This window comes from Prosthecobacter sp., assembly GCF_034366625.1.
In the GTDB taxonomy this organism is placed as follows: Bacteria; Verrucomicrobiota; Verrucomicrobiia; order Verrucomicrobiales; family Verrucomicrobiaceae; genus Prosthecobacter.
In genome coordinates this window covers 176,357-203,088 of record NZ_JAXMIH010000015.1, presented here as the reverse complement: position 1 = coordinate 203,088, position 26,732 = coordinate 176,357, and the positions used below count along the sequence as shown (strand labels likewise).

Sequence of the window (26,732 nt, the reverse complement as noted above, 5' to 3'; positions counted from 1 at the left end):
CTTCTATAGCTCCGCCAGCACTCAGAAGCTCCGCACCGCACTCCACACGCCCTTTCGAGGACGAGTTCGAGCCGAGGCGACTGGTGGAGCCGAGACAACCGACCGGAGGGAGATAGCCTGCCAAAGGCAGCCCGAAGGGTGACAAACGCGGAAGGATTGGACGCGTTTGAGACAACCGGAACGGTTGGGCAAGGCCCAAAAAAGCGGGGAGCTTTTGAGTCAACCTGTGAGGCAAACAATGCGCAGCATTGGGCGCAGCCCGAGATAACCGGAACGAAGTGGAGATAGACTGCCTGAAAGCAGCCCGAAGGGTGAGCGAAGCGAGTCAACCGTGAGGCGCGAACGAGTCAATAGGAGCACGATTTCCAGACAGGCACGACTCTTGACCACACCTTGACCGTTGACCGCTTGACCATGCCATGCCTCCAATCATCGAGCAGTGGCGGCTGGGGACCAGCCGCCCTACCCCGAGAACGAGGACGACATTTGACTCTCTTGACAACGCTTGACGACTCCTTGACCCCGTCCCACCCCTCGTCACTAGAGAAAGAGCATGTCCGAGCACTCCAACGCGCGCCTGTTTGTCTGGTTCCGCATCCTGTTCAACTGCCGGTTCTACTATCCGGTGTTCACGATCCTGTTTCTCGATCTCGGATTGAGCATCGGGGAGTTTGCGGCGCTGAATGTGGTGTGGGCGCTGACGAGCGTGGTGCTGGAGGTGCCGTCGGGGGCGCTGGCGGACCGCTTTGGCCGGAGGCTGCTGGTGATTGCCGCAGGCGTGCTGATGGTGCTGGAGATGGCGGTGCTGTGTGCGATGCCGGTGGGCCGGCATGACATCGTGCTGTGGCTGTTTGTGCTGAACCGCGTGCTGAGCGGCGCGGCGGAGGCCTGCGCGAGCGGGGCGGACGAGGCGCTGGCGTATGATTCGCTGCCGGAGGCGGAACGCACGACGCTGTGGCCGCAGGTGATGGCGAAGCTGAGCCGGGGGATGGCGCTGGGCTTTGTGGTGTCATCGATCACGGGCTCGGTGCTGTATGATCATCACACGCTGACGGGCGCGCTGCATTTCCTCGGCTTCGAGGGGGAGGTGGCGAAGGAGGTCTCGATGAAGCTGCCGCTGCTGCTGGGCCTGGGGACGGCGCTGACCTGCCTGCTGGTGACGCTGCGGATGACGGAGCAGCGCGCCCCTGCCCCGAAGGCTTCGATTATGCAGAGTGTGCGTGAGACGTGGCTGTCGATTCTGAAAACGGGCGGCTGGATCTGGCGCACGCGGGCGGCGTTTGCGCTGATCGTGTTCGGGCTGGTGTTTGACAGCGTGATCCGGCTGTTCCTGACGGTGGCGAGTAATTTCTATCGTCTGGTGGGCATCGAGGAAGGCTGGTATGGCGTGATCGGCACGGGTGTGTCGCTGCTGGGGCTGGTGACGGCGGGCTGGATGGAGACGAGCACGAAAGTGATGAGCGCGCGGCAGAATTTTCTGTGGCTGGGCCTGGTGGTGTTCGGGGGCCTGATGGCGGCGGCGCATCCGCAGCCGGGCTGGACGGGGATCGTGCTGGTGGTGCCGCTGTTCCTGAGCATGCGCTTCCTGCAATTCTTCCTCTCGCATTACCTCAATGAGATCGTGGATTCGGCGCAGCGGGCGACGGCGCTGAGCTTTCGCGGGCTGACGATCAACCTGGCCTACGGAGCGCTGACGCTGCTGTTTGGCTGGCAGACGGGCTGGGTGGGATCGAACCTGGGACTGAAGGCGGATGATCCGCGGGTGTTTGCGGCAGCCCTGACGGTGTGGCCGTGGTGGTTTGTGGGAACCGTGGTGCTGGCGGGTGCGTGGCTGTGGCTGCGGCGCTTTTCCATGCCCAAGGATGAACGAAGCGGCTCCGGCGCACGTCATTAGCAGCGCTCGACATTTCAACGCTGCCGGGCGTATTCTTCATCACCATGAAACTCCACCTCTTCCTCCGCTCCTGCCTGGGCCTGACCGCCGCCCTGCTGCTGTCCCAGTGCGCCTCGACACCGCAAACGCGTATCGAAAGAAACCCGCAGCTCTTCGCGGCACTGAGCACCCGTGACCGTCAGCTCGTGATCAGCGGTGTGATCCGCGAGGGCATGACGCGCGATGCGGTTTTCCTCGCCTGGGGACGCCCGGATCGTGTGTCTGTGGGGACCAACCGAGGCAAGGAAGTGGAAGCCTGGACTTATCTGGGTGAGCGGCCGGTGCGGACGTTCAGCATCGGCATGGGCTTTGGTTACGGCGGCTTCGGTTACGGCGGATGGGGACCGTATGGCTATGGCGGCGGCTACGGCTTCCCCTACATGGGCGGCGGCCCCTCGGTGATGTATGTGCCGTACACCGCCGGTGTGGTGGAATTCAGCCGAGGTCGCGTCACCCGCTGGATGGCCACGCCGCGCTAACCTCAGGAATATTTCATGAGCGTGCCTGAAGAGCCTCTGGCCTCGCGCCGCGTGCTGAAATCCCGCGACACGCGCTGGGCGCATGCGCTGGCAGGAACGCTCGCGCGATCTGGACTGACGCCGAACGCGATCTCGGTGCTCAGCGTGGTGTTTGCAGGCGGAGCGATGGCCTGCTTTCTGGTGGCCGGGGATCAAACTGGCACGGCGGGCATCCTCGCCGCATGGCTTGGGGCCCTCGTGTGCATCCAACTGCGGCTCGTGTGCAATCTGATGGACGGCATGGTGGCGGTGGAAGGCGGCCAAGGATCTCCCATCGGGGCGGTTTACAACGATGCGCCGGATCGCGTGGCGGATGTGCTGATTCTCGTGGGGGCTGGGTACAGCGGTGCCGGTGAACCGGGGGTGGTGAAGCTGTTTGAGGTGATTCCGCTGGGCTGGTGCTGCGCGGTGGTGGCGGTGTGGACGGCCTACGTCCGCGTGCTGGGTGCGTCGCTGACCGGGAAACATGATTATCGCGGGCCGATGGCGAAGCAGCATCGCATGGCGGTGGTCTGCGGCGGGGTTTTGATCGAGATGATCCAGCATCTCATGGGCCGCGAACGTGTGGGCATCCTGATCGCGCTGACCTTGATCTTCTTCGGCGGCTTGTGGACCTGCTGGCGGCGGATGGCCGTGCTGGCCAAGGAACTTCGCGCCGGCCGGGGCAAGCCTTGAACGACAAATTTGGAGCGCCTTGGAATATCTTTTGGAATGGTGCGTCTTATGACCGCTCACGGAGCGTTTTTTTGCGTTCCTGATTCACCCACCACTCCATGAAAACAGCCCTCGCCTTCCTCGCCGCCGCATCCCTGGCGGTTTGTCTCCACGCCGCCGATTTTCCCGCAGGCAGTCCCAAGTTCACCACCCAAGCCGATGCGGTGCTGAAAGCCACCAAGGAGAACGGCAAGCCCACGATCCTCGTGTTCTCCGCCTCGTGGTGCGGTCCCTGTCAGGAGATGAAGAAGGACGTTTATCCGAGCGCAGCGGTGAAGCCGTTCCACAACCAGTTCAACTGGGCCTACCTCGACATTGATGTGGAGGCCAACAGCAAGTTGTTTGAGAGCCACAAGCTGGAGTCGGTACCGTACCTCCTGTTTCTGGACCCTGCGGGCAAGACCATCGACCAGCAGGAAGGCGGCTCATCGCCCGATGAGTTTGCCCAAAAGCTGGCCAAGGTGCTGAAGAAAACTGAGACAGCCAAGACGGCGAGCACGAATTGATCCGCGCAACCCAGCAACGTTCAGCCACTGACTTTTCGAACCCCGGTTTCCTGTAGGGACCGGGGTTTTTCTTGGTGTATTAGCATGCCTGGAAAAGGCGGCTTGAAATCTATGATTGCTTTCGGCGGGTGTTTACCCCAGAATAAGTGGTCTAAAAGGAAAGTTAATAATCAGCATATTGTTGATAACAATGCGCCATCTCACCCTCCTCCTTCTTCTCGGCTTTGCCGCCTGCCAGCTTGTTTCCTGCTCCTCCTCAGGGGTGTTCGGCGCGAGCAAGCTCAACAAGAATGCCTCGCGCATCACGTCCGTACGCACCACCGCCTACACCCATGGGGAGTCGGATCACATCATTTATGGTGCCAAGACAGCGGTCGGAACCCAGCTCAAGTATGGCAACGTACGCAGCGCCGCCGCCGACTGGTCGGTGTATCCGGTGGGAACGATTTTCCAGATCGAAGGACTGCCCTACGTCTATCAAGTCGATGACTACGGTTCTGCGCTGGTCGGCACCAACACGATCGATCTCTACAAACCGGACAAGGCCACGATGAGGGCTTGGGGAGTCCGCAATGTGAACATTCGCGTGCTGAAGTGGGGTTCGTTTTCCAAGAGCCTGTCCATCATGAAAGATCGCACCGGCTATTCGCACATCCGCCGCATGGTATCGCGCATCCAGGGCAGTTCCTAGTTCCGCAGAGACTTGCCACGGTGACCCGACAGGAGCGTGCTGACCATGTTTTACAACGGCTGGGGCAGCTGTATCCCCAACCAGCGATTCCCCTTGATCATGAGGACGCGTTTACCCTGCTGGTAGCGGTTCTGCTTTCGGCGCAATGCACCGATGTCCGGGTCAATCAGGTAACCCCTGCGCTATTCCAACTTGGACGCACACCGGCCGCTTTGGCAGCCGCTCCCTTGGACAAAATCGCGGCGATTATCCGTCCATGTGGCTTGGGACCCCAGAAAGCCAAAGCTATCAAAGAGCTGTCAGGCATCCTGCTGGCGGAACATCATGGTCAGGTTCCTGCCTCGCTGGAGGCATTGGAGCGGCTGCCTGGAGTCGGCCATAAAACGGCCCAAGTGGTGATGGCGCAGGCCTTTGGCGTGCCTTCGTTCCCAGTGGATACTCACATCCACCGGCTGGCTCAGCGCTGGGGCCTGACCACCGGCAAATCCGTGCTGCAAACCGAACGCGACCTGAAACGTCTGTTCCCAAAGGAATCCTGGAACCGGCTGCACCTCCAGATCATCTACTATGGTCGTGAACACTGCACCGCACGCGGCTGTGACGGTACTGCCTGCGAAATCTGCCGCACCTGCTTTCCGAAGCGCCACAAACCCACACGCACATGGAAGGCATAAAAAAGCACCCTGTCGGGAGACAGGGTGCTCGGGTCATTGAGCTTGGAAGAATCTGAACTACCAACGCAGACGCAGAGCGGTGCGGAAGGCTCGTGTGGTGTCGCCAAAATCAGCTCCGATGCCAATGTCGAACATGGGCAGGAGACGGAAGTAGGTGGAAATATCCAGCACCTTGCTGTCATACTTGTCGGCGCTGCTTACCGTCACCCCCCCTTGCACTTCCAACCAATCGAGCGGTGTGAAGCGCAAAGCCGGGCGGATGTAAATCGAACCATCGCTGAAACTCAGAGAGGAATCCGTCGCACGCAGGCTGGTATAGTTTATACCCGCCTCGGCCACAAAGGTGAGCTTGTTATGGATGAGCGGCGTGTGAAAACCCGCACCAGCCTGAATGCTGGCAAAATCATAGTTGGCATTTGCGGCTCCGCCCACGGTGCCCGTACCGCCTGAACCACTGCCCCAAGACGCTCCGATCTTCAGGTAAAGGGGATTGAACAACGCCACCGTGAGCGCACCGCCGATGGTGTGAGCACCATCCAGATTCTTGTCCTTCGGGTCCACGTAGCGGTAGAACACTTCCAGATTGTTAAAATTGACCATGTCAGGTCCAGGTTTGGCACCGTAGGTTGCAGCGCCCGGAGGCGCGCTGTAATTGCTAACACCCTGAGGAGCATAAGATGACATCTGTCCGGGCGGTGGGGCCGAGGCATACGGATCAGCATACGGGGGCGGTGCCGTCACTCCTGGAGTGATGGACGGCGGCGGCAGAGAATTGGGGTAGGCAGGGACAGACGGCGGCGGCGCACCGTATGCACCATAACCAGGAGGCGGAACCCCCATGACTCCATAACCAGCGGGAGGAGCTCCTTGTCCAAAGGCACTCTGGCAGCAGGCGACACTGACGATCAGGGCGCTAAATAAGATCCTTTTCATGGCAAGCAGGGGAACTATTGATTATTCAGATAAGTTAAATAATCTCTCAAATCAATAGATTCGGCAAATCATTTTTGCGATTTTGAGATTTTCAGTCCCCGCAGTCGCTACAGGTCCAAAGGCTCGCCCCTGTTTTCCGACTTAATTCGTCAATCGGGCCATTCAGGCCTTTCTGAGCCGATACAGGGTCACCACGATCAAGACGAGCCCGAAAAGGATGCCAGCCATCGGCACACCACCCCATTTCGACGTTCCTTCCTGTTTCACATCTTCCCCTGAAATGGTCATGACCTCGGGAGCTGCCTTTGGTTGGGCTACAGCCAAGGCCGGTGGCGAATGGGTGCCCCGTGATACCGAAGCAGCCTCTGGAAGCGCCGTTTCCCAGTCCAGATTGAGCAGGAGATCCCACCCTGGGTTTTCGTTTTTGATGCGACAACCGCAACGGCCCACGAGGAACAGGCTGGCCTCTTCCAGCGTGGCATCGTCAAGCAAGGCCAGCGGCCAGGCTCCGAGCACCCTGCCCTTCCCAAACACCGGGGCCGCAAAGCTCGTGCTCGCAGGATCGAGTTCGCCTTTGGGTCCGGCGAGCATCTTTAAGAGCACCTTTTCCGCAGGATCGTCACGACGCAGACGCAGCGTGGTGAATTTCAGTTTCAATGGCGGCCCGGGACCAAGCTGGCTGTCCGGGTCGTTCGGATCTTGGAGCGGCAGCGAGGCCACTTGCTCCAGAAACTTCAGCCGTTTTTCGATGCGCTCCACCTCCGCAGCATCCTGGGGCGATCCATTGTCCGCAATGACCCAGATGAAGGAATCCCCGGCCAAAATGCTCTCGACGATCTTTTTCCGCGCTGGCGAGTCCAGCAAGGCGGCAAGCGATGTTTTGTCCAGCTCACCCGACCAGACAATCTGGCTGCTCTCACGCGAATTGCGCAATTCCGCCTTCGTCACCGCAGCATCACGCGAAGTTGTGATGTCCATGTTCGCCTTCCCATTCGCACGAAGAGGCCGCAGCACATCCTGCAATGCGGTGTCTTGCGCCGCCGATGCAGGCAGCACGAGATGAAATTTGTCCGCCTCCCAACGGTCCAGGGCATAACGAAACACCGGGATCGTGCAGGCGCAGGCTCCACTGGCACAAACAAGGCTGAGGATGGCGGCAAAACGCATGATCATTTCCCGAAGCACTGCACCTTGCCGTCCATGGTGCTGACATACACGCGGCCTTGGGCGACGGTGATGCCGTCCCAGACGGGCGGGGAGGTGAGTTCGAGGCCGGTGCTTTGCTCGCCGGTTTCGGTGTTCACGGCCCACATTTTGGCTCCGCGACGGCCTTCGAGGGCTTCGTTTTGCTCTTCGAGTTCCTTGAGGATGGCGGGGTCTTTGGCGGCGAGGCGTTCGAAGGCGTATTCTTCGTCGATGGTATCAGGAGCACCGCTGACGAGGACGGTTTTGCCAGCCAAAGCCATGCTGCGGGCGACGATGGGGACGAAGCGGTCCCAGGTGTGCTTCACGAAGCTACCGGCTCCAGCAGCGCCGCCTTTGCCGCCAGCGGCTCCGGGTTTGAACCACAAGGCGGCTCCGACTTTACCTTTGCCGGTTTCGACTCCGGCACCGATGCCGTGGAGGTTGTTGCCGGAGTTGTCGCGTGAGTCGCCGTTGTCGAAGTTGATGAAGACGATGGCATCAGCGGGCTTGGAATCAGGGGCTTCAAAGCGATGCTGCACTTCGGCGGGCGTGAGTACCTTGTGATAGAGCGCGAATTGGTCGAGCAGGCCGCTGAAACCCCCGGCGCTACCTTCGGCTGCACCTTCGCCGTTGCCGAGATACATTGGGCGGGCGGGTTTGCCGGCGAGAAGTTCGCTCGTGCCTTCGGCGACGAGTTTGCCATCGAGATAAAGACTCATTTTTTTGTCAGCGGCCAGGGTGCCGACGAGATGATGCCAGCCTTCGGTCAAAGCCTCGGCGGAGACGATGGTGCTGAGTTTGCCGCCGCTGCGGATGTGGAACTGCGGCTTCTTTTCGCGAATGTCGAGCGCAAGGCCTTGCAGCGGCCCGCCGTGATGCAGGACGGTGCCATTCGCTTTGTCGGGCAAGACCCAGGCTTCGACGCTGATCGCGGTTTGCGCGGGATTCAACGCATCGGCATTGGGAAGGAGCACAGAGCCTGCAATCGGCGCGTTGGCGGCTGCGGGCGCTGCGGCTTTGCCTTTGCCCTTCTTTTTGCCATCGCCCTTTTTCGCGGCCTTGCCTTCTTTGACGAGCTTCGGCGGCTGAACGGCGAGCGGCTGGCCGTCGGGGCCGAGCGTGAGACTGTTGCCTTTGCGCTCGGTGGTGGCTCCCTCGGTGGTGAAGGCTTGCTCCGGTGGCGTTTTCGGCGTGGAGAAGAGCGTGTACTCCATCGTGGTGGTCCACTTGTAGTACTGCGCCTCGCGGCCATACGAGTAAACGTTCTTGTCATCGTGGACGAGGATGCGGCCCGCTGGCGCATACTTGCCAGCCTGGAAGTAACCGCTGTGACCTCCGGCGAAGCTCTTGCCATAGACCCAGTAGCTGCGGTGGAAGTTCGAGTCGTCGAGGAAGCCCATGGGGGCGAAAAGATGATCGCCTTCGCCTTTGTGAGCGCCGCCTTGTTTGTCGGCATCACCACTCACGGGGCCGACTTCGACGCGTTTGCCATCGGCGACGATTTTTTGCGTGCGGAGGTAGGTCCACTTGCCGTCACTGCTGAGGATGTCGTTGAGCGCGACGGGCATTTGCAGTGTCTTGTGGCGGTCATTGAGATCGCCCCCGGTGTCGGGGTCTTTGTCGTCGTAATTTTGCTTCACGCGCATCTCGCCCGTTTTCGCATCAAGCCGATAAAACCACAGGCCGCCATCGAGGAAGCAGGAATGACCAGCGATGCAGCTCACCAGGCCGTTTTCGACCAAGACACTGCCATGCACCGGCCAGACGCTTTCCATCATTTCCCAGGCACCATGGCTGAGCATGACCGGAGCCGCCTGAAACTTCCAAACAAGCGCGCCGTCCTTCGCACGCAGACAATAGACATGCCCGTCTTTGCCGCCAAAGAACACGCGGCCCTTCCAATACGTCGGCGGTGAATCAATGCGGCCACCGGCGATGAAACGCCACGCGGGCTTGCCTGTGGCGGAGTCAAAGGCGTGCAGCGTGTGCTTATCGACCTCGCTGACAAAGGTGAGGCCAGCGGCGGTGGTGGTGGTGCTTAGCGGAGGCGTGAGCTTCACTTCCCAGGCCATGCCGAGGTCTTTTTTGAGATCGCTCTTCGCCGCACCACTGCGGGCGTTGTCGCTGCGATAGGTCGGCCAGTCTTGGATGTCAGCTTCCTTTTCTTCGATGGCATCGGCATACGCGGGGCCTTTGACGAGGCGCTGATCGTCGGGCGTGTTTGGAGGCATCGGGTAACGCGGCTCGGAGGCCATGACGGCCATGCCATCAAGTTTCGCTTCAGGATAGCAGGCGCAGTTGTGCGGCCCGGCATAAGTGAGGCCATTTGCAGGCATCACGCCATAGAGACAGGCTCCACGCACCCAGTGATTCAGATCCCAGTGCTGCTTCTCCATATCCACATACTCTATGCCGGTGCGGCTGGGGATGATGTACTTCTCCGTCGCCTTGCCCATGTAGCAGCGATGATGGAACCAGTAAGTGCCCTCCGGCACGTCGGGGAAGAAGCTCTTCTTCTTCTCGCCGGTGATCGGATCAAAGCCGCGATACTCACCGCTCTGCGTGCCCTGAAGATTGCCCGAATTCCACACCAGCCCTTGCGCCACGACGACATCTTCCAGACTGCGATAGCCGCTCTTTTCATGCGGCGCGGTCCACATGTCTTTGCCCGTGTCCGCGTTCACACCCTTCATCGCGCCATCGCCACCGGCGTAGATGATCACGTCGTTATGCATGACGATGCGGGGCGCAAAGTTGAACTCATACAAAGCGCGACGCTTCGTGGGATCGGTGGTGAATTTCACTTTTCCTGTCTTCACATCACGCGCGGCGATGCCATCGCCGTTGTAATAGACCACCTGCTTGTCATCGAGCGCGAGCGTCACGGGGGCGATGCGGTCTTCCTGCTCCCACAAGGTCTTGCCGCTCTCCGCATCGACAGCGACGAGGTGCTTCGGCTTGCCATCCCAGTTGAACTCCGTGGTCACGCGCTGCTGATCGCTCTGCGCCTTCACGGCGAACTCCTGGTTCAGCCGCCACGCTTCCTTGTTCACCAGCGCGTAGATCGTGCCGTTGCGCATGATGATTTCTTCCGTGCCCTTCGTCTGCGGATACTCGCGGATGAGTGCGCCCGTGGCTCCGTCAAAGCAGGTAACAGGGGCCGTGATGCCCATCGTGGCATACACCTTGTCACCCATCGCCACGAGGCGACGTGTGAGCTGCGTGGGGCCTGATTTCAGCGGCCAAAGATGCGTGCTCCACTCCGGGATCGGCTTTTTCCACAGCACCGTGCCATTGAAGGCATCGCGAGCGATGAGCATCCACTTCGCAGGCATCAGGATGGAGATGCGGCTGCCTTCATCAATGATGTAAAACGTGCGTCCGCCTGCCGAAACCTGCGCGCTCACCGACGACATGCGATCATGATGCCGACTCCAGCGAGGATTCCCAATCCACTGCATCCGCGATGGCGGCCCGACGAGCATGTCCTTCGAGGTCGGGTTGCCTTTGCTATCGTAGGCGTAGTGCGTCCACTCATCCATGTCCTTCGGCCAAGCCTTGGTGATCTTTTCCCATGCGCCATTCTTCTTCACCATTGCCACGCCCAGCGGCGTGAGCACACGGTCGATCTCCTCTTTAGAAACAGTAGCATCCTCCACCACGAGCAGGTTCACATAATTCTCGATGTAAGGCAGGTGCTTGCCATTCCACTCGGAGACCGCCACCGCGCCACTCACTCCGGCTTTATAAATCGACTCCCGTATCGTCGGAATCTGCGCCGCATCCTGCGTGAGTCCTTGGACCTGATACGCTTCATTGACCCGCAATTTTTGCGTCGTGGAGGCATCCCCGCAGCCGACATGGACGACGATGCCGCCTTTGACGCCAGACTTGGCGAGGATGTCCGCCGCCTCATCGGCAAACAGAGGGGCACTGACGAGGAGGGAGAGTAGAAATCGTTTCATGGCTGGATGAAGGCGCGTAACGCAGCCCACACCTGCGATGTTTCCACGCAATTTCGTTTCCTGCGCCCGTTTCATTCCTCCCAGACTCGCTCACTGAATGAAATGGTGGATTTGCATGGCGGGATGTGAGATCAAATCACCGCTTCTTCCCCCAACCCTGCCATGCTGCGCTTCACCCTCTTCGGTTTCCCGGTTCTCATTCATTGGATGTTCTGGCTGAATGCCGCGCTCATGGGCGGCGCTTTAAGTGCAAGCTCGCCGGAGCAGTTGCGCGGATTGATCGGCTGGATGGTGGCCGTGTTCCTCTCCATCCTCATTCATGAACTCGGCCACGCGTTCACCATGCGAAACTGCGGCGACCGGCGCGTGGGCATCGTGCTGTATGCCTTTGGCGGCCTGGCGCAGGGCAGCAATCATCTGACACGCAAAGAAGACCTGCTCGTCAGTGCCGCCGGACCGGGCTTGCAGATTCTCTTTGGTCTCGCCGTGGGCTGGTCGATCACCTTGTGGCGCGTGCCATCACCGTGGCTGCTGGCCATGCTCGACAGCTTCACGATCATCAGTCTCTTCTGGGCGCTGCTGAATCTGGTGCCCGTCGTGCCGCTCGACGGCGGCAGGCTCTGCCAGGCCTGGCTCGGTGCTGGTAAACAGCGGCTGGCACTCACGATCAGCCTCGTGTGCTCGGTGGCCCTCGCCCTGCTGTCGTTTCAAAACCAGCTCTGGAAAGGACTCCAAAACAGCGTTCTGGATTTCCTCGATATTCGTGTCGATCCCAACATGCGTGTTGGCGGCGGTGTGTTCACCCTCATTCTCTTCGGCATGCTGGCATGGAATAGCTGGAAGCAATTACGGCACGAGCCGCAAATCCCCTGGATGAACGCACGTTGAGATTGAATCGAACCCTTTGACCCGCATGCGCCTCCCTCTGCCCCTTTTCATTCTTCTCGCCTCGACCAGTCTTGCTGCAGCGCAGACACCAAAGCCTGAGTTGATCTCGCCCCAAGTCAAAGCAGCCGTGGACAAGGCCGTCGGCTGGCTGATTCGACAGCAGAAGTCCGCCGGTCACATCGTGGATGAAAAATCCGATGCGAAGCCACGACGCGGCGATTTGCCATCGCACAGCGCCGCGATGACCTCGCTCGCGCTCATGGGCCTCGCCTCCGTCGGCCACATGCCGGATGATCCCACGCCCGAAGGCCAGGCCTGTGGCAAAGCCCTGCGCTACGTCGTAGAAGGCGTGGAGCCGGATGAAAACGGCTACCTGGGTCGCAGCGACCGCTCACGCATGTATGGCCATGGCATCATTTCACTGATGCTCGGCGAGATGGTCGGCCACTCACCAGATGAAGCGACTGACAAACGGCTGCGCAAGCAGTTGGAAGGCGCGATCCAGTTGATCATCCGCTCCCAGCAGGTGCCGAAGAGCGAGGCCAACCGCGGCGGCTGGCGCTATGAGCCTAGTTCCAGTGACAGCGACATCTCCGTGAGCGTTTGGCAGGTCATGGCGCTGCGCGCGGCCAAGAACGCCGGTTTTGAAGTTCCCAAGGGTGCCATCGACAACGCCGTGGCCTACATCAAGCGCAGCTACCGCGTAGAGCGTGATTCCAACGGCAATCCCAAGAGTGACGCCGCCGCGTTCAGCTACGAGCCTTATGGCGGACGCCAGACCTTCTCCACCACCGCGGCCGGATTGCTCTCTCTCCAAGTCTGCGGCCAGTATGAAGCGCCGGAAGTGCTCGGCTCCGCCAACTGGCTGCTCAAATCACCGCCTGAAATCAACGAGCCCTGGTTCTTCTACGGCTGCTACTACTACGCCCAAGGCATGTATCAACGCGGTGGCGACCACGCCGCCACCGCCCGTCAAAAAACCGAGCAAACGCTCATCGCCTCACAGTCACCCGACGGCAGTTGGTATCCGCGCAACGGCAATGAAAAAAGCGCCGGTGCCGTCTATGCCACCTCGCTCGCCCTGCTCAGCCTCTCCGTGCATCACCACTTCCTGCCGATCTACCAGAAGTAGCACGGGCTTTCGCATGGAGTGTCGGATTTGATCCGTATGAGCGTTACCATGAACACGCTCACCCGTCGCCAGTTCGCCCTCGCCACGCTTGCCGCGCCCGCTTTTCTCAAAGCCGCCGGAGCCGCAGATAAAATCAATCTCGCCTTCATCGGCCCCGGCGGGATGGGCACCAATCACGTCAAGACGATGTGCAAACGCGACGACGTGATCTTCTCGTGGGTTTGCGATGCGGACTCGAAGCGTGCCGAGACAGCCGCAAAGACGATTCAGGAACTCACTGGCCAGACACCGAAGATCGCCCGCGACATGCGGCAGGTGTTTGATGACAAAGCCGTACTGGCCGTCGTGATGGCCACGCCGGACCACTGGCATGCACCGGGCGCGATCCTCGCGGCGAACTCGGGCAAGCATGTGTATGTGGAGAAGCCTTGCTCGCACAATTTGCGCGAAGGTCGGCTCATGATCGAGGCGGGAGCTAAAAACAAGGTCGTGATGCAGGTCGGCACGCAGAGCCGCAGCACGGCGCACATCATGGGCATTGTCGAAAAACTGCGCAGCGGCGTGATTGGCGAGGTTTTGGTCGCCAAAGCCTGGAACAGCCAGCTCCGTGCGAATCATGGCCACAAACCGGCCACCGAACCACCCGCCGAGCTCGATTACGAACTCTGGCTCGGCCCCGTGCCGAAGGTGCCATTCAAGAGCACCTATCATCCGGCGCACTGGCGCTGGTTTCATCATTTCGGTGCTGGTGATTTCGGCAACGACGGCGTGCATGACATCGACATCGCCCGCTGGGGCCTTGGCGTCGAGCAGCACCCGGATCGCATCATCGGCCAGGGCAGCAAGCTGTTCTTCGACGACGATCAGGAGTGGCCTGACACGCTCTACTGCGGTTTTGAATACGACATCGCCGGTAAAACCAAACAGCTCATCTACGAGCAGCGCGATTGGTCGCCGTATGTGCAAGAGGGCCACGAAAACGGCTGCGCCTGGTATGGCACGGAAGGCATGATCATCGGTGGCAAGGCGAAGGGCTGGCAGATCTTTGGCAAACGAAACAAACTCATCGAAGACATCCGGCCGACGTCCGGCCCAGATCTCGCCGCACATCACGCCAACTTCCTCGATGCCATCCGCACAGGTGCGAAACTGAACGCCGACATCACCATCAATCACCTCTCCACCGCCCTCTGCCATCTCGGCAACATCGCCGCCCGCACACGGCGTGCGCTCGTGTTTGACCCGGCCAAAGAACAGTTCATCGGCGATGCCGACACCTCGAAGCTGCTCAAACGCGAGTATCGCGAGCATTGGGCCACGCCGGTCGGCTAAGTGCGCTTGAGGTTCGCTCTTTTTGCCGCAGAGGTGCGAAGGAGCAGAGCAGCAGAGATTTTATTTCAACCTTTGGCTCCTCTGCCTCTCTGCCCCTTTGCGGCAAATCCGATCTGCGAGTTTCGCGGCTGGACACTTCAATCTTCATGCGTCTTGATGAGACGACCATGACTCTCCCTTCAGCTTCACGCCTGCCCTTCCTCGCCACGCTGCTGGCTTTGTCAGGTGCATGCGCTCTTGTCTATCAAATGGCGTGGTTGCGAGAGTTTCGTCTGGTCTTCGGTGGTGCCACGCCTGCCACCGCTGCGGTGCTGGCAATCTTCATGGGAGCCATGGGTGCAGGCAGCGCCTTGTTTGGGCGCAAAGCCGAAGCGTCAGAAAATCCCCTGCGTCTCTATGCGTTCATTGAACTCGGCGTTGGCATCGCGGCCCTGCTGACACCGTTGCTGCTCTGGTTGGTGCGTTCGCTGTATCTCAGCACGGGAGGCATTGCCGCGCTGGGACAAGTCACCGCAACACTGCTGCAGCTCCTGCTCGCCACCCTCGTGCTGGCACCGCCGTGCCTGCTCATGGGCGGCAGTCTGCCAGCAGCCTTCAAATGGGTGGAGACGGATCAGGATCAGCAACGCGGCAGCCTTGGCGTGCTGTATGGCGTGAACACACTCGGCGCACTGGCAGGCGTGCTGCTGAGTACGTTCTGGCTGCTGGAGCACTGGGGCATTCGCATCACCGTCATGACTGCCGCTGGGGTGAATCTTCTCATCGGTGCCGCCGCGTGGTGGGTGGCACGTGATGCGACGCCGGTGGAGCCAGTGAAACCAACGCTATCGCAGTCAGCGGCATTGAGCAACGTGACAACGCGATTCATCTACCTCGCCGCCGGCATCACCGGCTTTACGTTTTTCCTCAGCGAACTCGTCTGGTTTCGCCTCCTCGCTCCGTTGCTCGGCAGTTCCGTGTATGGCTTCGGTTTGATCCTGGCACTCGCCCTCACAGGCATCGGACTCGGCGGATTGCTGTATCGCATGCTCTGGGCGTCACGCGCAGGTGCCGTCACACTCGCCGCGCTGGCGCGAGTCGCAGCATGGCAGGCGCTGTTCCTGGCAGTGCCATGGGCGCTGGGAGATCGCATTGCGGTCTTCGCCATTGATGTGAATCAACTGCGCTCCCTCGGTTTGTCCGGTCAAGTCGTTGGCTGGACGTTGATCTCCAGCCTGCTTGTGCTTGGGCCGTCCATTCTCGCAGGAGTGCAGTTCCCATTGCTCGTCGGCCTGCTGGGAAGTGGGAATCGTGATGCGGGTCGTCATGTCGGTTACGCGTATGCCGCGAACACCCTTGGAGCCATCACGGGATCATTGGCCGGAGGCTTTCTCCTGCTTCCCTGGCTCACCGCACCCGGCGCGTGGCGGTTGGTGATGTTGCTGACACTCCTGCTCAGTCTGGGCGCTGCGGTGCTTGGTGCAAAATCAAGCACACGTCGTGTCTGGCCTGTCATCATCCTGTTATGGCTCAGCGCTGGCTATCTAATCTTCATGCCAGCAGGCCCCACCGCCGCATGGCGGCACAAACCCATCGGCTATGGCCGTGTCGAAGCTCTGCCGACTTCCATCAATGGTCTGCGCGGCTGGCTGAATGCCAGCCGCTGGAAAATCGCGCATGAATTTGAAGGACGCGAAGCCAGCGTGGCCGCAGTCGCCAGCGATGACGGCTACTGCCTTTATGTGAACGGCAAATCCGACGGTTCAGCCTTTGGCGATGCCGACACGCAGGTGATGCAGGGCTTGGTGCCCGCGATGTTGCATCCAGCGCCGCACAACGCTTTCATCGTCGGCCTCGGCACCGGAACCACCGCCGGCTGGGTCGCGGATGTGCCAGGCATGGAGCGGGTGGATGTGGTGGAACTGGAGACCGGCATGTCCATCCTTGCCCGCGATCACTTCGCACCCGTGAACCGGAATGTGATGACCAAGGCGAACGTGCATCTCATCGCAGGCGATGCGCGTGAGGCCTTGCTCGCCGCCGGAAACAGCTATGACCTAATCATATCTGAGCCTTCCAATCCCTATCGTGCCGGTGTCTCCACCTTGTTCACGCAGGAGTTCTATGCCGCAGCCAAAGCGCGGCTCAAAGAGAGCGGTATGTTCGCTCAATGGGTGCAAGGCTACGAAGTCGATGCACATGCCATCCGGCAGGTCTATGCCACGCTCACCGCCGTGTTTCCCCATGTGGAAACCTGGATCTCCGGCCCCAATGATCTCCTATTCATCGGTCATCTGACACCACCCGCTTACACGCTGGAGCAACTACGCACGCGCATCACTCAACCGCCGTATGCCGAAGCGCTGAAGCGAGTCTGGCTCACAAGTTCCGTCGAAGGCGTGCTCGCGCATCATCTCGCCTCGCCTGCCTTTGCCCGCAGTCTGCTGCAAGCAACGCCTGCCCACATCAACACCGATGATCGCAACCTGCTGGAGTACGGCTTTGCCCGCGCCCTCTCCAAAGACAATCAATTTGAGACCACCCAGGTGCTCTCCATGGCAATCGCCGCAGAGGCCGATGTCCCTGCACATCTTGCTGCTCAGTTAGATCGAACTCGACTCACCTATGAGCGTCTGCGCATGCTGGCCGCTGATGGCTCCACCTTTTCGATTCCATCCGATCTCGAAGGCGATGACCAACGTCGTGCCGAAGCACTCGTGGCGTTTGCCAGAGGCAATCATGAAGGCGTCCTTGCTTCATGGGTTGGTGCTCCGTCCAGTCCGTTTGAGCAATTGATGCTGCTGGAATCGACGGCTCAGGCTGGCACAGCAGAAGCAATGCCGCCGCTGCTCGAAGCCGTCCGCGCCGACTGGCCCGCAGATGCCCAGTTCGCCGCCGCAATGTCCGCCTTCCGGCAGGAATCCTACGACGATGCCACAGCTCATCTGCTCGACGGCTTCAAAGCACTGCGTCAGCAGGTATGGGTGCGCCTGCCCTCGGTTCAAATGGCCCTGTCGCTCGTTCCGCCTCTTGTCGCTGCCAATCGTGACCTCGCTGCACCATTCATGGAACTCCTGCGCCAACCCTTTCCCGGAGGACTGGCCGATCCGACCCGCATGAACACGCTGGTCGAGATCATCCCACTGCTTTCGCCCGAGCATCAACTCGAAGTGCTGGCCATGTTTGAACCCAACCCACCATGGCAGCGCGAGTTCCTGGAGTTTCGTCTCAAAACTTACCGCGCATCCACTCATCCACGCACGCAGCAAGCCGAACGCGATCTGCATGAATTTCTGCGCCACGCTGACCGCCGCTTGGATGATCCCGCCGCCAACGTTCGTTGAAGTCGCATGCTCACCACCTTTGTCGTGATCCTGGCTGCTGCGGCGGCTGAACCGTTGCCGAACACGAAGATCGAAGCGCTGCCTCGTTCCGCCGCGCTTCCCAACGACACGCCCGCGAAGGTCGAACTCGGTCGCCTGCTGTTCTTCGATCCCATTCTCTCCGCCACACGCGATGTCGCCTGCGCCACCTGCCATCATCCCCTGCATGACTGGGGCGATGCACGGCCCACACCGCTCGGCGTGCATGCCAGTGGCATCGGCCCAGCACGCAAACTCGTCAAAGGTGCCGCATTCCTGCCACTGACACGCAACACTCCATCCATTCTCAACGCCGCCTTCAACGGCATCGAATCCGACAAGCCACACGATCCGTTGCAGGTGCCGATGTTCTGGGACAATCGCGTGCAAAGTCTCGAAGCGCAGGCGCTGGTGCCGATTCGTCATCGCGAGGAGATGCGCGGCGAGGGTTCCACCGAGTCAGAAGCGATCCCGGCGATGGTGAAACGTTTGCAAGCCATCCCGGAGTATCAGCAGCTCTTCCGTGCGGTGTTTGAGACCGAGATCACCCCCGAGCACGTCGCGCAGGCCATCGCAACGTATGAACGCACACTCATCACACCCGATTCACCGTTCGACCGCTTCATGCGCGGCGACAAGACCGCGATGACGCCGCTCCAGCAACGCGGCATGGAAGTGTTTCAAAAAGCCGGCTGCGCCCTCTGCCACAACGGCCCCATGCTCTCCGATTTCAAACTCCACGCCATCGGCCTCACCGACTCCGCCACACAACGCCACGAGTTCCGCACGCCCACGCTGCGCAATTTGAAGCACACCGCGCCCTACATGCACCATGGCGGCACGCTCACGCTCGATGAGGTGCTGCTCTTCTACGACCGCCTCATGGATCAAGCCGCCGAAACCTTCGAAGGCGGTGACACTTCCCTCCCGCCGCTCGATCCGCTGCTGCGGAAGATGAACATGCTTCCCGAAGACCATGAACCGCTCGCAGCTTTCCTCGAAACCCTGAACAGCGACGACTACGACAAGTCCGTGCCGAAACGTGTTCCCAGTGGCCTGCCAGTGGCTGGCAGGCCTTGAACAAAAGGTCTCGCATTCATCTGCGGCTTTCGATTTAATTCGCACCATGAATGCAGCCACTCCCACTCTCGGTCGTCCGCATCTTCAGTCCATGCTGCTCAAGGCCGCAGGAGCCATCTCCCTCGTGACGATCAGCGCGGTGTTCGCACCGGACTACGTGCTGGGGAAACTGAACTGGTTTCTCGGCATGGGCAAGCTGCCCGACTCCGTGCTGCTGCGCTATCTCGGCGCCGGGGGATCGTTCGTGTATGTCGTGACAGGCATTCTGATGTGGATGATGGCGGGCGATGTCGTGCGCTACCGGCCCATGATTGTTTTGTCCGCGTGGATCTGCGTGGCGGCAGGACCGATCTACTGGTACATCAACACGCATACCGGCATGCCCGGCTGGTGGATGGCAATGGATGCGATGTCGTGTCTCGCGTTTGGACTGGTGCTGCTCTGGGCCTGCCATGCCAGACCGCGAAGCGCTTGAGATCACCAGACGAAAACAGCACAGCCGGACAGGCTGTGCTGTTGAATCCAATGGCCGGATGGACCGGCCATCAAAGCGGGTGCGGCCTAGCGCTTGGCCTTCTTCTCCTGCTTCGCGAGCTTCTTTTCCTTCATGGTCTTCTGCGGCGTTTTCTTTTTCTCTTTCTTGGCGTCTTGGGCTTTCATAGTCAGATGGTGTTGTTGGTTCCGCCGTCGGCAGATGACGGCATGCGCTGGTTTTAGCGTCGGATTGAAAAATGGGCAATCGCAATGATGCGCCTCCTACCACGCATCCGTGCGGAAAGGCTGCGCAGGCAACCCATCTTGATTGAACAAATTCGCCCACTGGAAGGCACTGCTCCACGCATAGCGCACGGCGGCAGGCTGCGGCACGTCCTTGCTGGAAACCACGACGCTGTTGCCTTCGATGCTGGCATCGGCCCAGACGAATTTTTTGTCCGCCCCGGCGATCATGAAGCCCTGGAGCTTGTCGCCGTTCTTGAAGGCGAGGCCTTTGCCCGTGTGCTTGAACTTCAGCGTCACCTTGCCACCGGCGGTGCTGTGGGAGGCAAGCTGCGGGCCGAGGTATTCGTTGCCTTTGTCATACGCCACCGCCTGCGCCACCTGCACGGCACGCGCGCCGTAGCCGGACTTGTTCGGCGGATGGATGCCGTTGCCGAGGTCGCTGCTGATGACCATGTGCGTGTTCGGATACTTCATGATCTGCTCAAAGGCGACGTGCGAGTATTCGCGGTCGGGATTGTTCGGGATCGTCTTCGGCAATACCGCGAACTTCTCCGCCAGACGGTTCATCGGCTGCGAGTAATCAAAGGCGCAGCCGCCACCGCTGGGCTTCTGCACATAGAGAAAAGGGAAATCGCCCTGGGTCCAAGCCTTGCGCCAGCCACCGATCAGCGCGCCCATGAGCGTCACTTGATCCACACCCACGATGTTCGTGCGGCTCTCGCCCTGATCCCACAGCACGCCTTTGATGCCATAGCCGACGTAGGGGCGAACGTACAGCTCAAAGAGCTGCCCGACCTTGCCGCCGTTCGTCTCGCCGGGTTTCCCGGGAAGCTGCGGAGCACGCGGACCGCGGGGCGCGGGTTTGCCCTCCTTCTTCGCGGCTTCGGCCAGCGGTTTCCATGCGGCGAGATCAGCTTCGTACTTGGCCTTGTCGGTTTCATACTTCGCCAGCAGCGCGGCGTGGTCATAGGTCGGGGCGAACTTCTTCACCGCCTCGGCGCACGCGGCATCGCTGCGATACATCTCCTCGCTCAACCAGAAGCCAGAAGGCGTGCCACCGACCGCGCCGACCATCAAACCGACCGGCACGTCGATCTCCTTCTGCAACGCGAAACCAAACGAGAACAGCAGCGCGCTGAACTTCGGATTCGTCTCCGGTGTGGCCTGTTCCCACGTCGCGTTGGCGTCTTTGCGCAGCAGGCGGAGGTGCGGATAGGATTGCTTCGAGGCGGCGTCGAGCACGGGATCGTCCTTGGTGTAGCTCGCCACGACCATGTCCATGTTCGACTGCCCGGAGCCGACCCACACATCCCCCACGAGCACATCGTCGATCTTCTGACTGCCAATCGTCAACGTGCGCGGCTCGGTGCTGGCCTTGAGCGCATCCAGTTTCACACGCCATGCGCCCTTGTCATCAGCCGTGGCCGATTTCGTCTGTCCGGCGAAGGAAACCTCCACCTTCTCTCCTGGAGCCGCCGTTCCCCACACCGGCACGGCCATGCCACGTTGCAGCACCATGTGCGGCGTGAATACTTTGGACAATTTCACCTCGGCATGCAGCGCGGAGGTCAGCAGAAGGAGTGAGAGGAGAGTGAGAGACGATTTCATGAGGGAAGCCATTACGAGCGCCTTCACCCGATCTTCCCATCATCAAACACCCACGCCAAATCTCCACGCCAGGATGCGGCTCTTCTTCTGGCCCTGTGCCATGTCGATGATCTTCACCTCACTCGCTTTGACCTGCCGCAGCGTCTTTTCGAGGCGCGGCAGATGCTCGCTTTTGGAAACCAGCGTCGTGAACCACCCACAGCTCTGCGCAAAGACCACGCTCTCCTCGATCATGCGGCGGATAAAGGCCACTTCGCCGCCCTCGCACCACAACTCGCCTGCTTTGCCGCCAAAATTAAGCACCTCCTTCTTCCCGCCAAGGTTGCGCAGCTTGCGCTGGGTTCCTGCTGCCGCTTCCGCTGCCGAGGCATGAAACGGCGGATTGCACATCGTCAGGTCAAAGCGCTCTCCTTCTTGGAAGATGCCGTGAAAGCACTGCATCGCGGACTTTTGCAGCCGGCACTCGATCAAGTCCGCAACGCTGGGATTGCTGGCAACGATCTTCTTCGCCCAACGCAGTGCCACTGCATCCATCTCCGCACCGACAAAGCTCCAGCCATACTCACTGGCCCCGATCAGCGGGTAGATGCAGTTCGCGCCCGTGCCGATGTCGAGCACGCGCACTTCGGAGCCACGCTGCAGAAAAATCAGATCCGCCAGATAATGCAGGTAGTCGCTGCGACCCGGAATCGGCGGACAGAGATAACCGGGTGGGATGTCCCAATGCTGCAAACCATACGCATGCTTCAACAATGCCTGATTCAGCGCCTTCACCGCCTGCGAATCGGCGTAATCAATGCTGTCATCGCCATGCGCGTTCGGTTTCACAAAAGCGGCCAGTGCTGGACTGCACGCGATGAGCTGTGGGAAGTCGTAGCGCGTGCGGAATCGGTTTCGCGGGTGCAGTCCACTCTTCGTGTCTGCGCTCATCGTTTCCCACCTCCTGGCGGCGTGCGGTCATCGCCGAAGTATTTCTCGCTTCGGTAGCGCAGCCACACCCGCAGCTCCTGCGGCACCTTCTCGCGTTCCACCTCGCTCAATGACTCGTAGAGCGCCATCGCCTTCTCACGCTCGCCCCGGCAGGCGCGGTTGTTGTGCGCGTCCCAGTAGCTCCGCGCCACGCGGATACGACGGCACACCTCTTTGATGAGAGCGGCACCGGTGAGCGGCTTGGCGTTGGCTTTCTTCTTCGCGGGCATGGATGCGCTCAGATAAACGAAAAGGCTCGGAAAAGCGAGGGCGGTGGCGATTCACATTGCCGTGCGACCTGTGGCTCGGGTAAACAAGCAGCATGCACACGCGCTTGTTGGTTGGGATCATGTTCTTCGTCAGCGTCGGCTTTTGGCCGGGAGCCAGGGCGCAGGATGCCGCGAACAAGGTTGTCGTGACGATCACGACCGTGAAGGAAAGCGACTGGCAGCGCGAAATGACCAACGTCACGAGCAAGACGGCGCTGCGCGAGCGCTTGCAGGCACGGACGCTGGTGGAATTGACCGGTGAGTTGAAGAACAGCGGGGAAACCGTCCTGCGTGCCGGCCAGGAGCGCGGCATCGTCACGCAATGGGACTTTGCGGAGGACAGCAATGATGTTGTTGCCGAGAAAACAATCCAGGAACTCATCGGCACTGAAGTGCGCCTGAAGAAAGTGCCGCCCACGGCAGATGCCAACGAACCACGGCTGGGCATCGCCTTGACGCATGATCTCCAGCCGCCGCAGTTGCAGTCGATGACTTATGCCACCGCGGCCACGGGTGCGGAGCGTGACAAGCTCAGCGTGACGGCACCCCGTTTCGACCGCTTGCGCTGGCAGGGCGAGGTGCTGCCGTCGAAGGACGAGCGCCTGCTCACCAGCTTCCTGCCTGCTGGCGATGCGGATACGCGGATCGCCGTGTTTATTCAAGGCGGCGGCGACAGCAGTCGGTCGGCGGCGCTGGAAATTCAGCAGACGATTTATCGCGTGCCTGAGATGGACATGATCGAGTGGCTAATGGATGGCACGCCGAGCGATGCGGTGTTGGTGAAGCGAATGCAGGATGCCGTGACAACCGGACGCGCCAGCGTTGTCTCGCGCCTCACCAGTTCAGCAGTGCATGGCATTCGCACCCAGGCACAAGCCGGTTCCGAATGGTGGCTGCCGTCGGAGATGTGCCCGAACTATGACCTGCTATACCAACTGCCCGCCAGCTTTGAAACAGCCCTGTCTGGCACCCGGCTGGAGTTTCAGGTCGCCGCTGCCGAGATCATGTTTAAAAGCAGCTTTGCGCAGCGTGCTCCGCTGGCCGTGAAGTGGCCCACCTCGTGGCTGCATGTGTATGATCGCAAGACCTCCAAGCCCACCGGCAAGGCGATTCACGGCTGGATGGACTGGCATGACCGTTTTGAGCAGGAGATCATCGCGGAGGTCGCGTTCCGCGATGATTCACCGCATCTCGTCGCCATGCTGCCGCCGGCGGATCAGACCTGGGGCGCGGAGCGCACAGGACGCTGGCTGGACGTCACCGTGCTGCAGCAGATGCAGGGCGAGACCAAGCCTGCACCCCGGTCGCAGCCATCTCCAGATCTCTTGGCTCCTGCGGACCCCTTTGCCCCGCCGGGTCCCTTTTCCCCGTCGGCACGGTCGCCTCTCCAGCCGCCGCTGCTGGTGCTTGGCATCGCCTTGGACCATGACCAAGCGCAGGCCCTGCTGGCCACCCGCCAGCCGGAGAAAGATGAAACGCTGCTGCGTGAATTGGTGGCACGGGTGCGGCGTGGCGAAGCCCATGTGGTGACATGCGTGCTGTCGGCCCATGAAAAAGGCGGAGTCCGAAGGCGGCTGGTCAGCGCACGCCAGCATGTTTACCCCACGGAGATGCCCAGCATTCCCTCCGCGTGGGCGATGATGCCGGTCGGCACCCGTGTGGAGCTGGACGGCGCAGGCATGGATCTCAGGCAGGACTTGGCACCACCCGCCCGCACGGAGTGGAAACTCGCGCGGGATGTGCCGCAGGCCATCATGTGGGAGCCGCGCTTTCGGACGCTCTCCATCCGCAGCGCCGCTGCTGGTTACGCCTCCCCCGGCACCCATCTGTGCGCAGTCACCGACATTCCCGCCGTCATGTCCGGTGGCGATCTGCCGGAGCATGAAACCGTGTTCTTGTTCACGCATCGGCCTGCCGACGGCACCACGGCCGCGAAGAAAGCCATTCCATCCGATTTCGAGGTCGAAGCCCTGATCTTCGAGATCCCGGCGAGTGACGCCGAGGACTGGCAGGCGGTGACGACCGATGAATTCGCCGCCTTCACCCAGCAGCGCCTCAAGCAAGGCACCGCCAAACTTCAGTCGCACAGCCTGCTGCGCGTGCAGGCCGGAATCCGTGGCACCCTGCAAGTGGCGGAGGAGTACATGACCGCCACCGAGTTCGATCCGCCAGAACCCCAGGCCCCCTTCCGCATGCGGCCCACCGCGCTGGAGACACTCCACGTCGGACTGCAATTCGAGGTCGAGGTGGCCGAGGAATCCGGCCACAGCGCCAGTCTGAGCATCCACCTCAAGCACTCCACCGCCAAACCCATCGAGCCCGGCCTGGAGCAGACCCTCAAAATCGCCGCCAGCGGCCATGAACGCTATCCCGGCGCGAAACACGAGTTCGAAGAATGGCGCGGCGACGCCCTCCGCTCCCCTCCCGGCACCGTCCACTGCCTCGGCCTCTCCGTGCCACCCGGCGGCGGCGTGGTCAGCACGCGCATCGCCTTTGTCCGCGTGCGTCCGGCTCAGTAGGATGGTCTTTGGACAGAATGCGGCTGTTGCGTGGCATGAAATGCCCAGAGATTATTTGTCGATTATTTGCACCCTGACCGCGGCTTCCACTCACTCCGCATCTTCCTGCGGGGGTGAAGCGATGGCCTGCTCCGCCACTGCGCGCGTGACAATCGAATACCTCCAACTGTAATGGGAATACAAAAACGAAGTGCCGCCATCCCGATTCGTCAGTGTGGACAAAATTCGGAAAATGGTCCCGATCGGATGTTTCTCCCTCATCGTGGACGAGCACTCCACATTCATATCTGTCGAGAATCCCTGTCCTGCCAGCGGGCGCGCCCTGACGGAATGACATGAGCCGCTGCCAGAGAATGGGTATGTCTCAATGAATACCGTGCGGTAAGAAGTGGTGCTCATCTCAGGATTCAGTATGCTCCGCGAGTAAAATTAACGCTTCGATTTGGCGGCGAGGCTTCATTTCTGATCGAAGGACCGATCCCAAGGCGCGCCTGTCCAGACGCTGCTGTGTGGCAACTCCTGGTGCTGTGTCTTCGGGTGCCTGACTGTGACAGGACACTGGCCTAACTTTTTGATGCAGTAGTTCTCTGCATCCATGTGTGTCGCGAACGTCTTCAAGCATTCTCCGTTAACTATGACCACCCAGCGTATTTGCTTGCGGTCAAACCGAAGTGTCAGCCGGTGCAGGGGAGGATCTGGCTGCTGTGATTTATGTTTCATATGAAAGCGCAACACCGGATTTTCAGCATTCTTACCTGATATGGTTCTGAAACGGAAGGATTTTCTGACCACCAAGTTTCCTCCTCACTTTTCTTTATCCTTTGCACCGGCTCATCATCGCGCCTCAACGCCTGAATGTTGCGTTTGAACCGAAAATCGGTGAGTGGTGACTCAGCACAGCCACCTTCTGACAATGCGCAGCGGATATTCACTCATTAACCACAGGCCATCGGCAGTGCCCCTCTACCGAGACCTTGGTGACGCTTTGGACTCCGTTGGAACGGGGACGTTGATCCAATACCAAGATGAACATTTGATGATCTCTTGCGCTCACTGCTTTGATAAGGAGGGCGCGCACAATCTGTTTGTGGGTGGTAATCAGGTGTTTCACATCGACCGATCAGTTCTTACAACCCAACTTCCACCTGGAGTCGACCGCGTGAATGATCCGGTGGATTTTGCGGTCGTTTTGCTCCAGCCAAACGAGGTCGCAAACCTCTCTGCGCGGACATTATTTATTCCAGAAGGTGCCATCGAAGGTCCGATGGCAGAAGATTTGTCCGATGATTTTGGAGTGTTTGGGTTTCTAGGACATCATAATGAGGTGGACACGGTTAACGGAACCCTTGAAGCAAATGCGGTAGAATTTCCCGCAAAGAAGACCCACAAGTTTCAAACTCGGCAAACTCGGGCGCATCCGACCTGGTATTTGCCATTGATGTTTGAGCCGGGAGAAATCAAAAAGAGCCTGCCACCAAACTTTGATATTAGACGACTAGGGGGTATGAGTGGCGGCCCGATTTTTCGATACTCGAATGATGGTTTGCGTTCGCTGGCAGGGATTGCCATCGAACACCATCCCAGTCGGAAGCGACAAGTACTGCTTGGACTGAGGTCTTGTGTAATTCGCAATCTCTTGACTCGTTGGTGGCCGAAGATCGGCCAGTCAGCATCTTCAAACGCCTCAACTTTGCCGCAAGGGTCGAATATTCACTCAACCAGCAGTTCCGCTTGATGCATGCACCTGCCCACTTC

The 26,732-nt window shown here is 60.1% G+C and carries 20 protein-coding genes; 14 read left to right on the top strand and 6 right to left on the bottom strand.

The features are described 5' to 3' along the window. Positions 1-553: 553 nt before the first annotated feature. The 6 genes from U1A53_RS18245 (at position 554) to nth (ending at position 5,036) form a co-directional block, all read left to right on the top strand. On the top strand, positions 554-1,894 hold the full coding sequence (locus U1A53_RS18245) for an MFS transporter (protein ID WP_322283190.1): 1,341 nt from the start codon (positions 554-556) through the stop codon (positions 1,892-1,894). Positions 1,895-1,938: 44 nt separating this feature from the next. After that, the gene (locus tag U1A53_RS18240) at positions 1,939-2,412 is read left to right on the top strand and encodes a hypothetical protein (RefSeq protein ID WP_322283189.1); all 474 of its coding nucleotides are present in this window, start codon (positions 1,939-1,941) and stop codon (positions 2,410-2,412) included. 15 nt (positions 2,413-2,427) lie between these two features. Then, positions 2,428-3,126, top strand: coding sequence for a CDP-alcohol phosphatidyltransferase family protein (locus U1A53_RS18235; protein ID WP_322283187.1), 699 nt, complete (start codon positions 2,428-2,430; stop codon positions 3,124-3,126). 98 nt (positions 3,127-3,224) lie between these two features. Further along, entirely contained in the window at positions 3,225-3,671 is a 447-nt protein-coding gene (locus U1A53_RS18230; RefSeq protein WP_322283185.1) for a thioredoxin family protein, read from the top strand. Positions 3,672-3,861: 190 nt separating this feature from the next. Further along, the gene (locus U1A53_RS18225) at positions 3,862-4,362 is read left to right on the top strand and encodes a 3D domain-containing protein (protein ID WP_322283184.1); all 501 of its coding nucleotides are present in this window, start codon (positions 3,862-3,864) and stop codon (positions 4,360-4,362) included. Positions 4,363-4,382: 20 nt separating this feature from the next. Next, complete coding sequence (nth, locus tag U1A53_RS18220) at positions 4,383-5,036, top strand: endonuclease III (protein ID WP_322283183.1); 654 nt, start codon at positions 4,383-4,385, stop codon at positions 5,034-5,036. A gap of 57 nt (positions 5,037-5,093) precedes the next feature. On the opposite strand, the gene U1A53_RS18215 is transcribed toward nth, so the two are convergent. From U1A53_RS18215 to U1A53_RS18205, 3 genes are all read right to left on the bottom strand, one after another. Beyond that, the gene (locus U1A53_RS18215) at positions 5,094-5,636 is read right to left on the bottom strand and encodes a hypothetical protein (RefSeq protein ID WP_322283181.1); all 543 of its coding nucleotides are present in this window, start codon (positions 5,634-5,636) and stop codon (positions 5,094-5,096) included. 495 nt (positions 5,637-6,131) lie between these two features. Beyond that, a complete protein-coding gene (locus U1A53_RS18210; protein ID WP_322283179.1) occupies positions 6,132-7,136 on the bottom strand; it encodes a hypothetical protein in 1,005 nt (334 codons plus the stop codon). Positions 7,137-7,138: 2 nt separating this feature from the next. Continuing rightward, positions 7,139-11,119 (bottom strand): PQQ-binding-like beta-propeller repeat protein, encoded by a 3,981-nt coding sequence (locus tag U1A53_RS18205; RefSeq protein WP_322283178.1) that lies wholly within the window; start codon positions 11,117-11,119, stop codon positions 7,139-7,141. A gap of 162 nt (positions 11,120-11,281) precedes the next feature. Here U1A53_RS18205 and U1A53_RS18200 point away from each other — a divergent pair, with 162 nt between their 5' ends. The 6 genes from U1A53_RS18200 (at position 11,282) to U1A53_RS18175 (ending at position 19,367) form a co-directional block, all read left to right on the top strand. Next, complete coding sequence (locus tag U1A53_RS18200; protein ID WP_322283177.1) at positions 11,282-12,007, top strand: hypothetical protein; 726 nt, start codon at positions 11,282-11,284, stop codon at positions 12,005-12,007. Between the two features lie 25 nt (positions 12,008-12,032). Beyond that, a complete protein-coding gene (locus U1A53_RS18195) occupies positions 12,033-13,139 on the top strand; it encodes a hypothetical protein (RefSeq protein WP_322283175.1) in 1,107 nt (368 codons plus the stop codon). 48 nt (positions 13,140-13,187) lie between these two features. Next, positions 13,188-14,471, top strand: a complete 1,284-nt coding sequence (locus U1A53_RS18190; RefSeq protein ID WP_322283173.1) for a Gfo/Idh/MocA family oxidoreductase — start codon at positions 13,188-13,190, stop codon at positions 14,469-14,471. Between the two features lie 167 nt (positions 14,472-14,638). After that, positions 14,639-17,794 (top strand): fused MFS/spermidine synthase, encoded by a 3,156-nt coding sequence (locus tag U1A53_RS18185; protein WP_322283171.1) that lies wholly within the window; start codon positions 14,639-14,641, stop codon positions 17,792-17,794. Positions 17,795-17,800: 6 nt separating this feature from the next. After that, entirely contained in the window at positions 17,801-18,892 is a 1,092-nt protein-coding gene (locus U1A53_RS18180; RefSeq protein WP_322283170.1) for a cytochrome-c peroxidase, read from the top strand. A 46-nt stretch (positions 18,893-18,938) separates the two neighbouring features. Further along, on the top strand, positions 18,939-19,367 hold the full coding sequence (locus tag U1A53_RS18175) for a hypothetical protein (RefSeq protein ID WP_322283169.1): 429 nt from the start codon (positions 18,939-18,941) through the stop codon (positions 19,365-19,367). 281 nt (positions 19,368-19,648) lie between these two features. On the opposite strand, the gene U1A53_RS18170 is transcribed toward U1A53_RS18175, so the two are convergent. Genes U1A53_RS18170 through U1A53_RS18160 form a run of 3 tightly spaced genes read right to left on the bottom strand, consistent with a single transcriptional unit; the run spans position 19,649 to position 22,419 of the window. Then, positions 19,649-21,220 (bottom strand): sialate O-acetylesterase, encoded by a 1,572-nt coding sequence (locus tag U1A53_RS18170; protein ID WP_322283167.1) that lies wholly within the window; start codon positions 21,218-21,220, stop codon positions 19,649-19,651. 42 nt (positions 21,221-21,262) lie between these two features. Further along, entirely contained in the window at positions 21,263-22,150 is an 888-nt protein-coding gene (rlmF, locus tag U1A53_RS18165; protein WP_322283165.1) for a 23S rRNA (adenine(1618)-N(6))-methyltransferase RlmF, read from the bottom strand. Next, positions 22,147-22,419 (bottom strand): Precorrin-3B methylase, encoded by a 273-nt coding sequence (locus U1A53_RS18160; protein WP_322283164.1) that lies wholly within the window; start codon positions 22,417-22,419, stop codon positions 22,147-22,149. The genes rlmF and U1A53_RS18160 overlap by 4 nt, the downstream gene beginning before the upstream one ends. A 92-nt stretch (positions 22,420-22,511) precedes the next feature. Between U1A53_RS18160 and U1A53_RS18155 the strand changes: the two genes are divergently transcribed. Together U1A53_RS18155 and U1A53_RS18150 are read left to right on the top strand one after the other, a co-directional pair. Then, positions 22,512-24,977 (top strand): hypothetical protein, encoded by a 2,466-nt coding sequence (locus tag U1A53_RS18155; protein WP_322283163.1) that lies wholly within the window; start codon positions 22,512-22,514, stop codon positions 24,975-24,977. A gap of 1,009 nt (positions 24,978-25,986) precedes the next feature. Then, positions 25,987-26,712: a hypothetical protein gene (locus tag U1A53_RS18150; protein ID WP_322283162.1), complete on the top strand. Its 726-nt coding sequence runs from the start codon at positions 25,987-25,989 to the stop codon at positions 26,710-26,712. Positions 26,713-26,732 lie beyond the last annotated feature (20 nt).

Excerpts from the sequence above, each read along its gene's own strand:
- U1A53_RS18245 (WP_322283190.1), top strand. The coding sequence starts at position 554 with ATGTCCGAGCACTCCAACGCGCGCCTGTTTGTCTGGTTCCGCATCCTG.
- U1A53_RS18240 (WP_322283189.1), top strand. The coding sequence starts at position 1,939 with ATGAAACTCCACCTCTTCCTCCGCTCCTGCCTGGGCCTGACCGCCGCC.
- U1A53_RS18235 (WP_322283187.1), top strand. The coding sequence starts at position 2,428 with ATGAGCGTGCCTGAAGAGCCTCTGGCCTCGCGCCGCGTGCTGAAATCC.
- U1A53_RS18230 (WP_322283185.1), top strand. The coding sequence starts at position 3,225 with ATGAAAACAGCCCTCGCCTTCCTCGCCGCCGCATCCCTGGCGGTTTGT.
- U1A53_RS18225 (WP_322283184.1), top strand. The coding sequence starts at position 3,862 with ATGCGCCATCTCACCCTCCTCCTTCTTCTCGGCTTTGCCGCCTGCCAG.
- U1A53_RS18215 (WP_322283181.1), bottom strand. The coding sequence starts at position 5,636 with ATGGTCAATTTTAACAATCTGGAAGTGTTCTACCGCTACGTGGACCCG.
- U1A53_RS18210 (WP_322283179.1), bottom strand. The coding sequence starts at position 7,136 with ATGCGTTTTGCCGCCATCCTCAGCCTTGTTTGTGCCAGTGGAGCCTGC.
- U1A53_RS18205 (WP_322283178.1), bottom strand. The coding sequence starts at position 11,119 with ATGAAACGATTTCTACTCTCCCTCCTCGTCAGTGCCCCTCTGTTTGCC.
- U1A53_RS18200 (WP_322283177.1), top strand. The coding sequence starts at position 11,282 with ATGCTGCGCTTCACCCTCTTCGGTTTCCCGGTTCTCATTCATTGGATG.
- U1A53_RS18195 (WP_322283175.1), top strand. The coding sequence starts at position 12,033 with ATGCGCCTCCCTCTGCCCCTTTTCATTCTTCTCGCCTCGACCAGTCTT.
- U1A53_RS18190 (WP_322283173.1), top strand. The coding sequence starts at position 13,188 with ATGAACACGCTCACCCGTCGCCAGTTCGCCCTCGCCACGCTTGCCGCG.
- U1A53_RS18185 (WP_322283171.1), top strand. The coding sequence starts at position 14,639 with ATGACTCTCCCTTCAGCTTCACGCCTGCCCTTCCTCGCCACGCTGCTG.
- U1A53_RS18180 (WP_322283170.1), top strand. The coding sequence starts at position 17,801 with ATGCTCACCACCTTTGTCGTGATCCTGGCTGCTGCGGCGGCTGAACCG.
- U1A53_RS18175 (WP_322283169.1), top strand. The coding sequence starts at position 18,939 with ATGAATGCAGCCACTCCCACTCTCGGTCGTCCGCATCTTCAGTCCATG.
- U1A53_RS18170 (WP_322283167.1), bottom strand. The coding sequence starts at position 21,220 with ATGAAATCGTCTCTCACTCTCCTCTCACTCCTTCTGCTGACCTCCGCG.
- rlmF (WP_322283165.1), bottom strand. The coding sequence starts at position 22,150 with ATGAGCGCAGACACGAAGAGTGGACTGCACCCGCGAAACCGATTCCGC.
- U1A53_RS18160 (WP_322283164.1), bottom strand. The coding sequence starts at position 22,419 with ATGCCCGCGAAGAAGAAAGCCAACGCCAAGCCGCTCACCGGTGCCGCT.
- U1A53_RS18155 (WP_322283163.1), top strand. The coding sequence starts at position 22,512 with ATGCACACGCGCTTGTTGGTTGGGATCATGTTCTTCGTCAGCGTCGGC.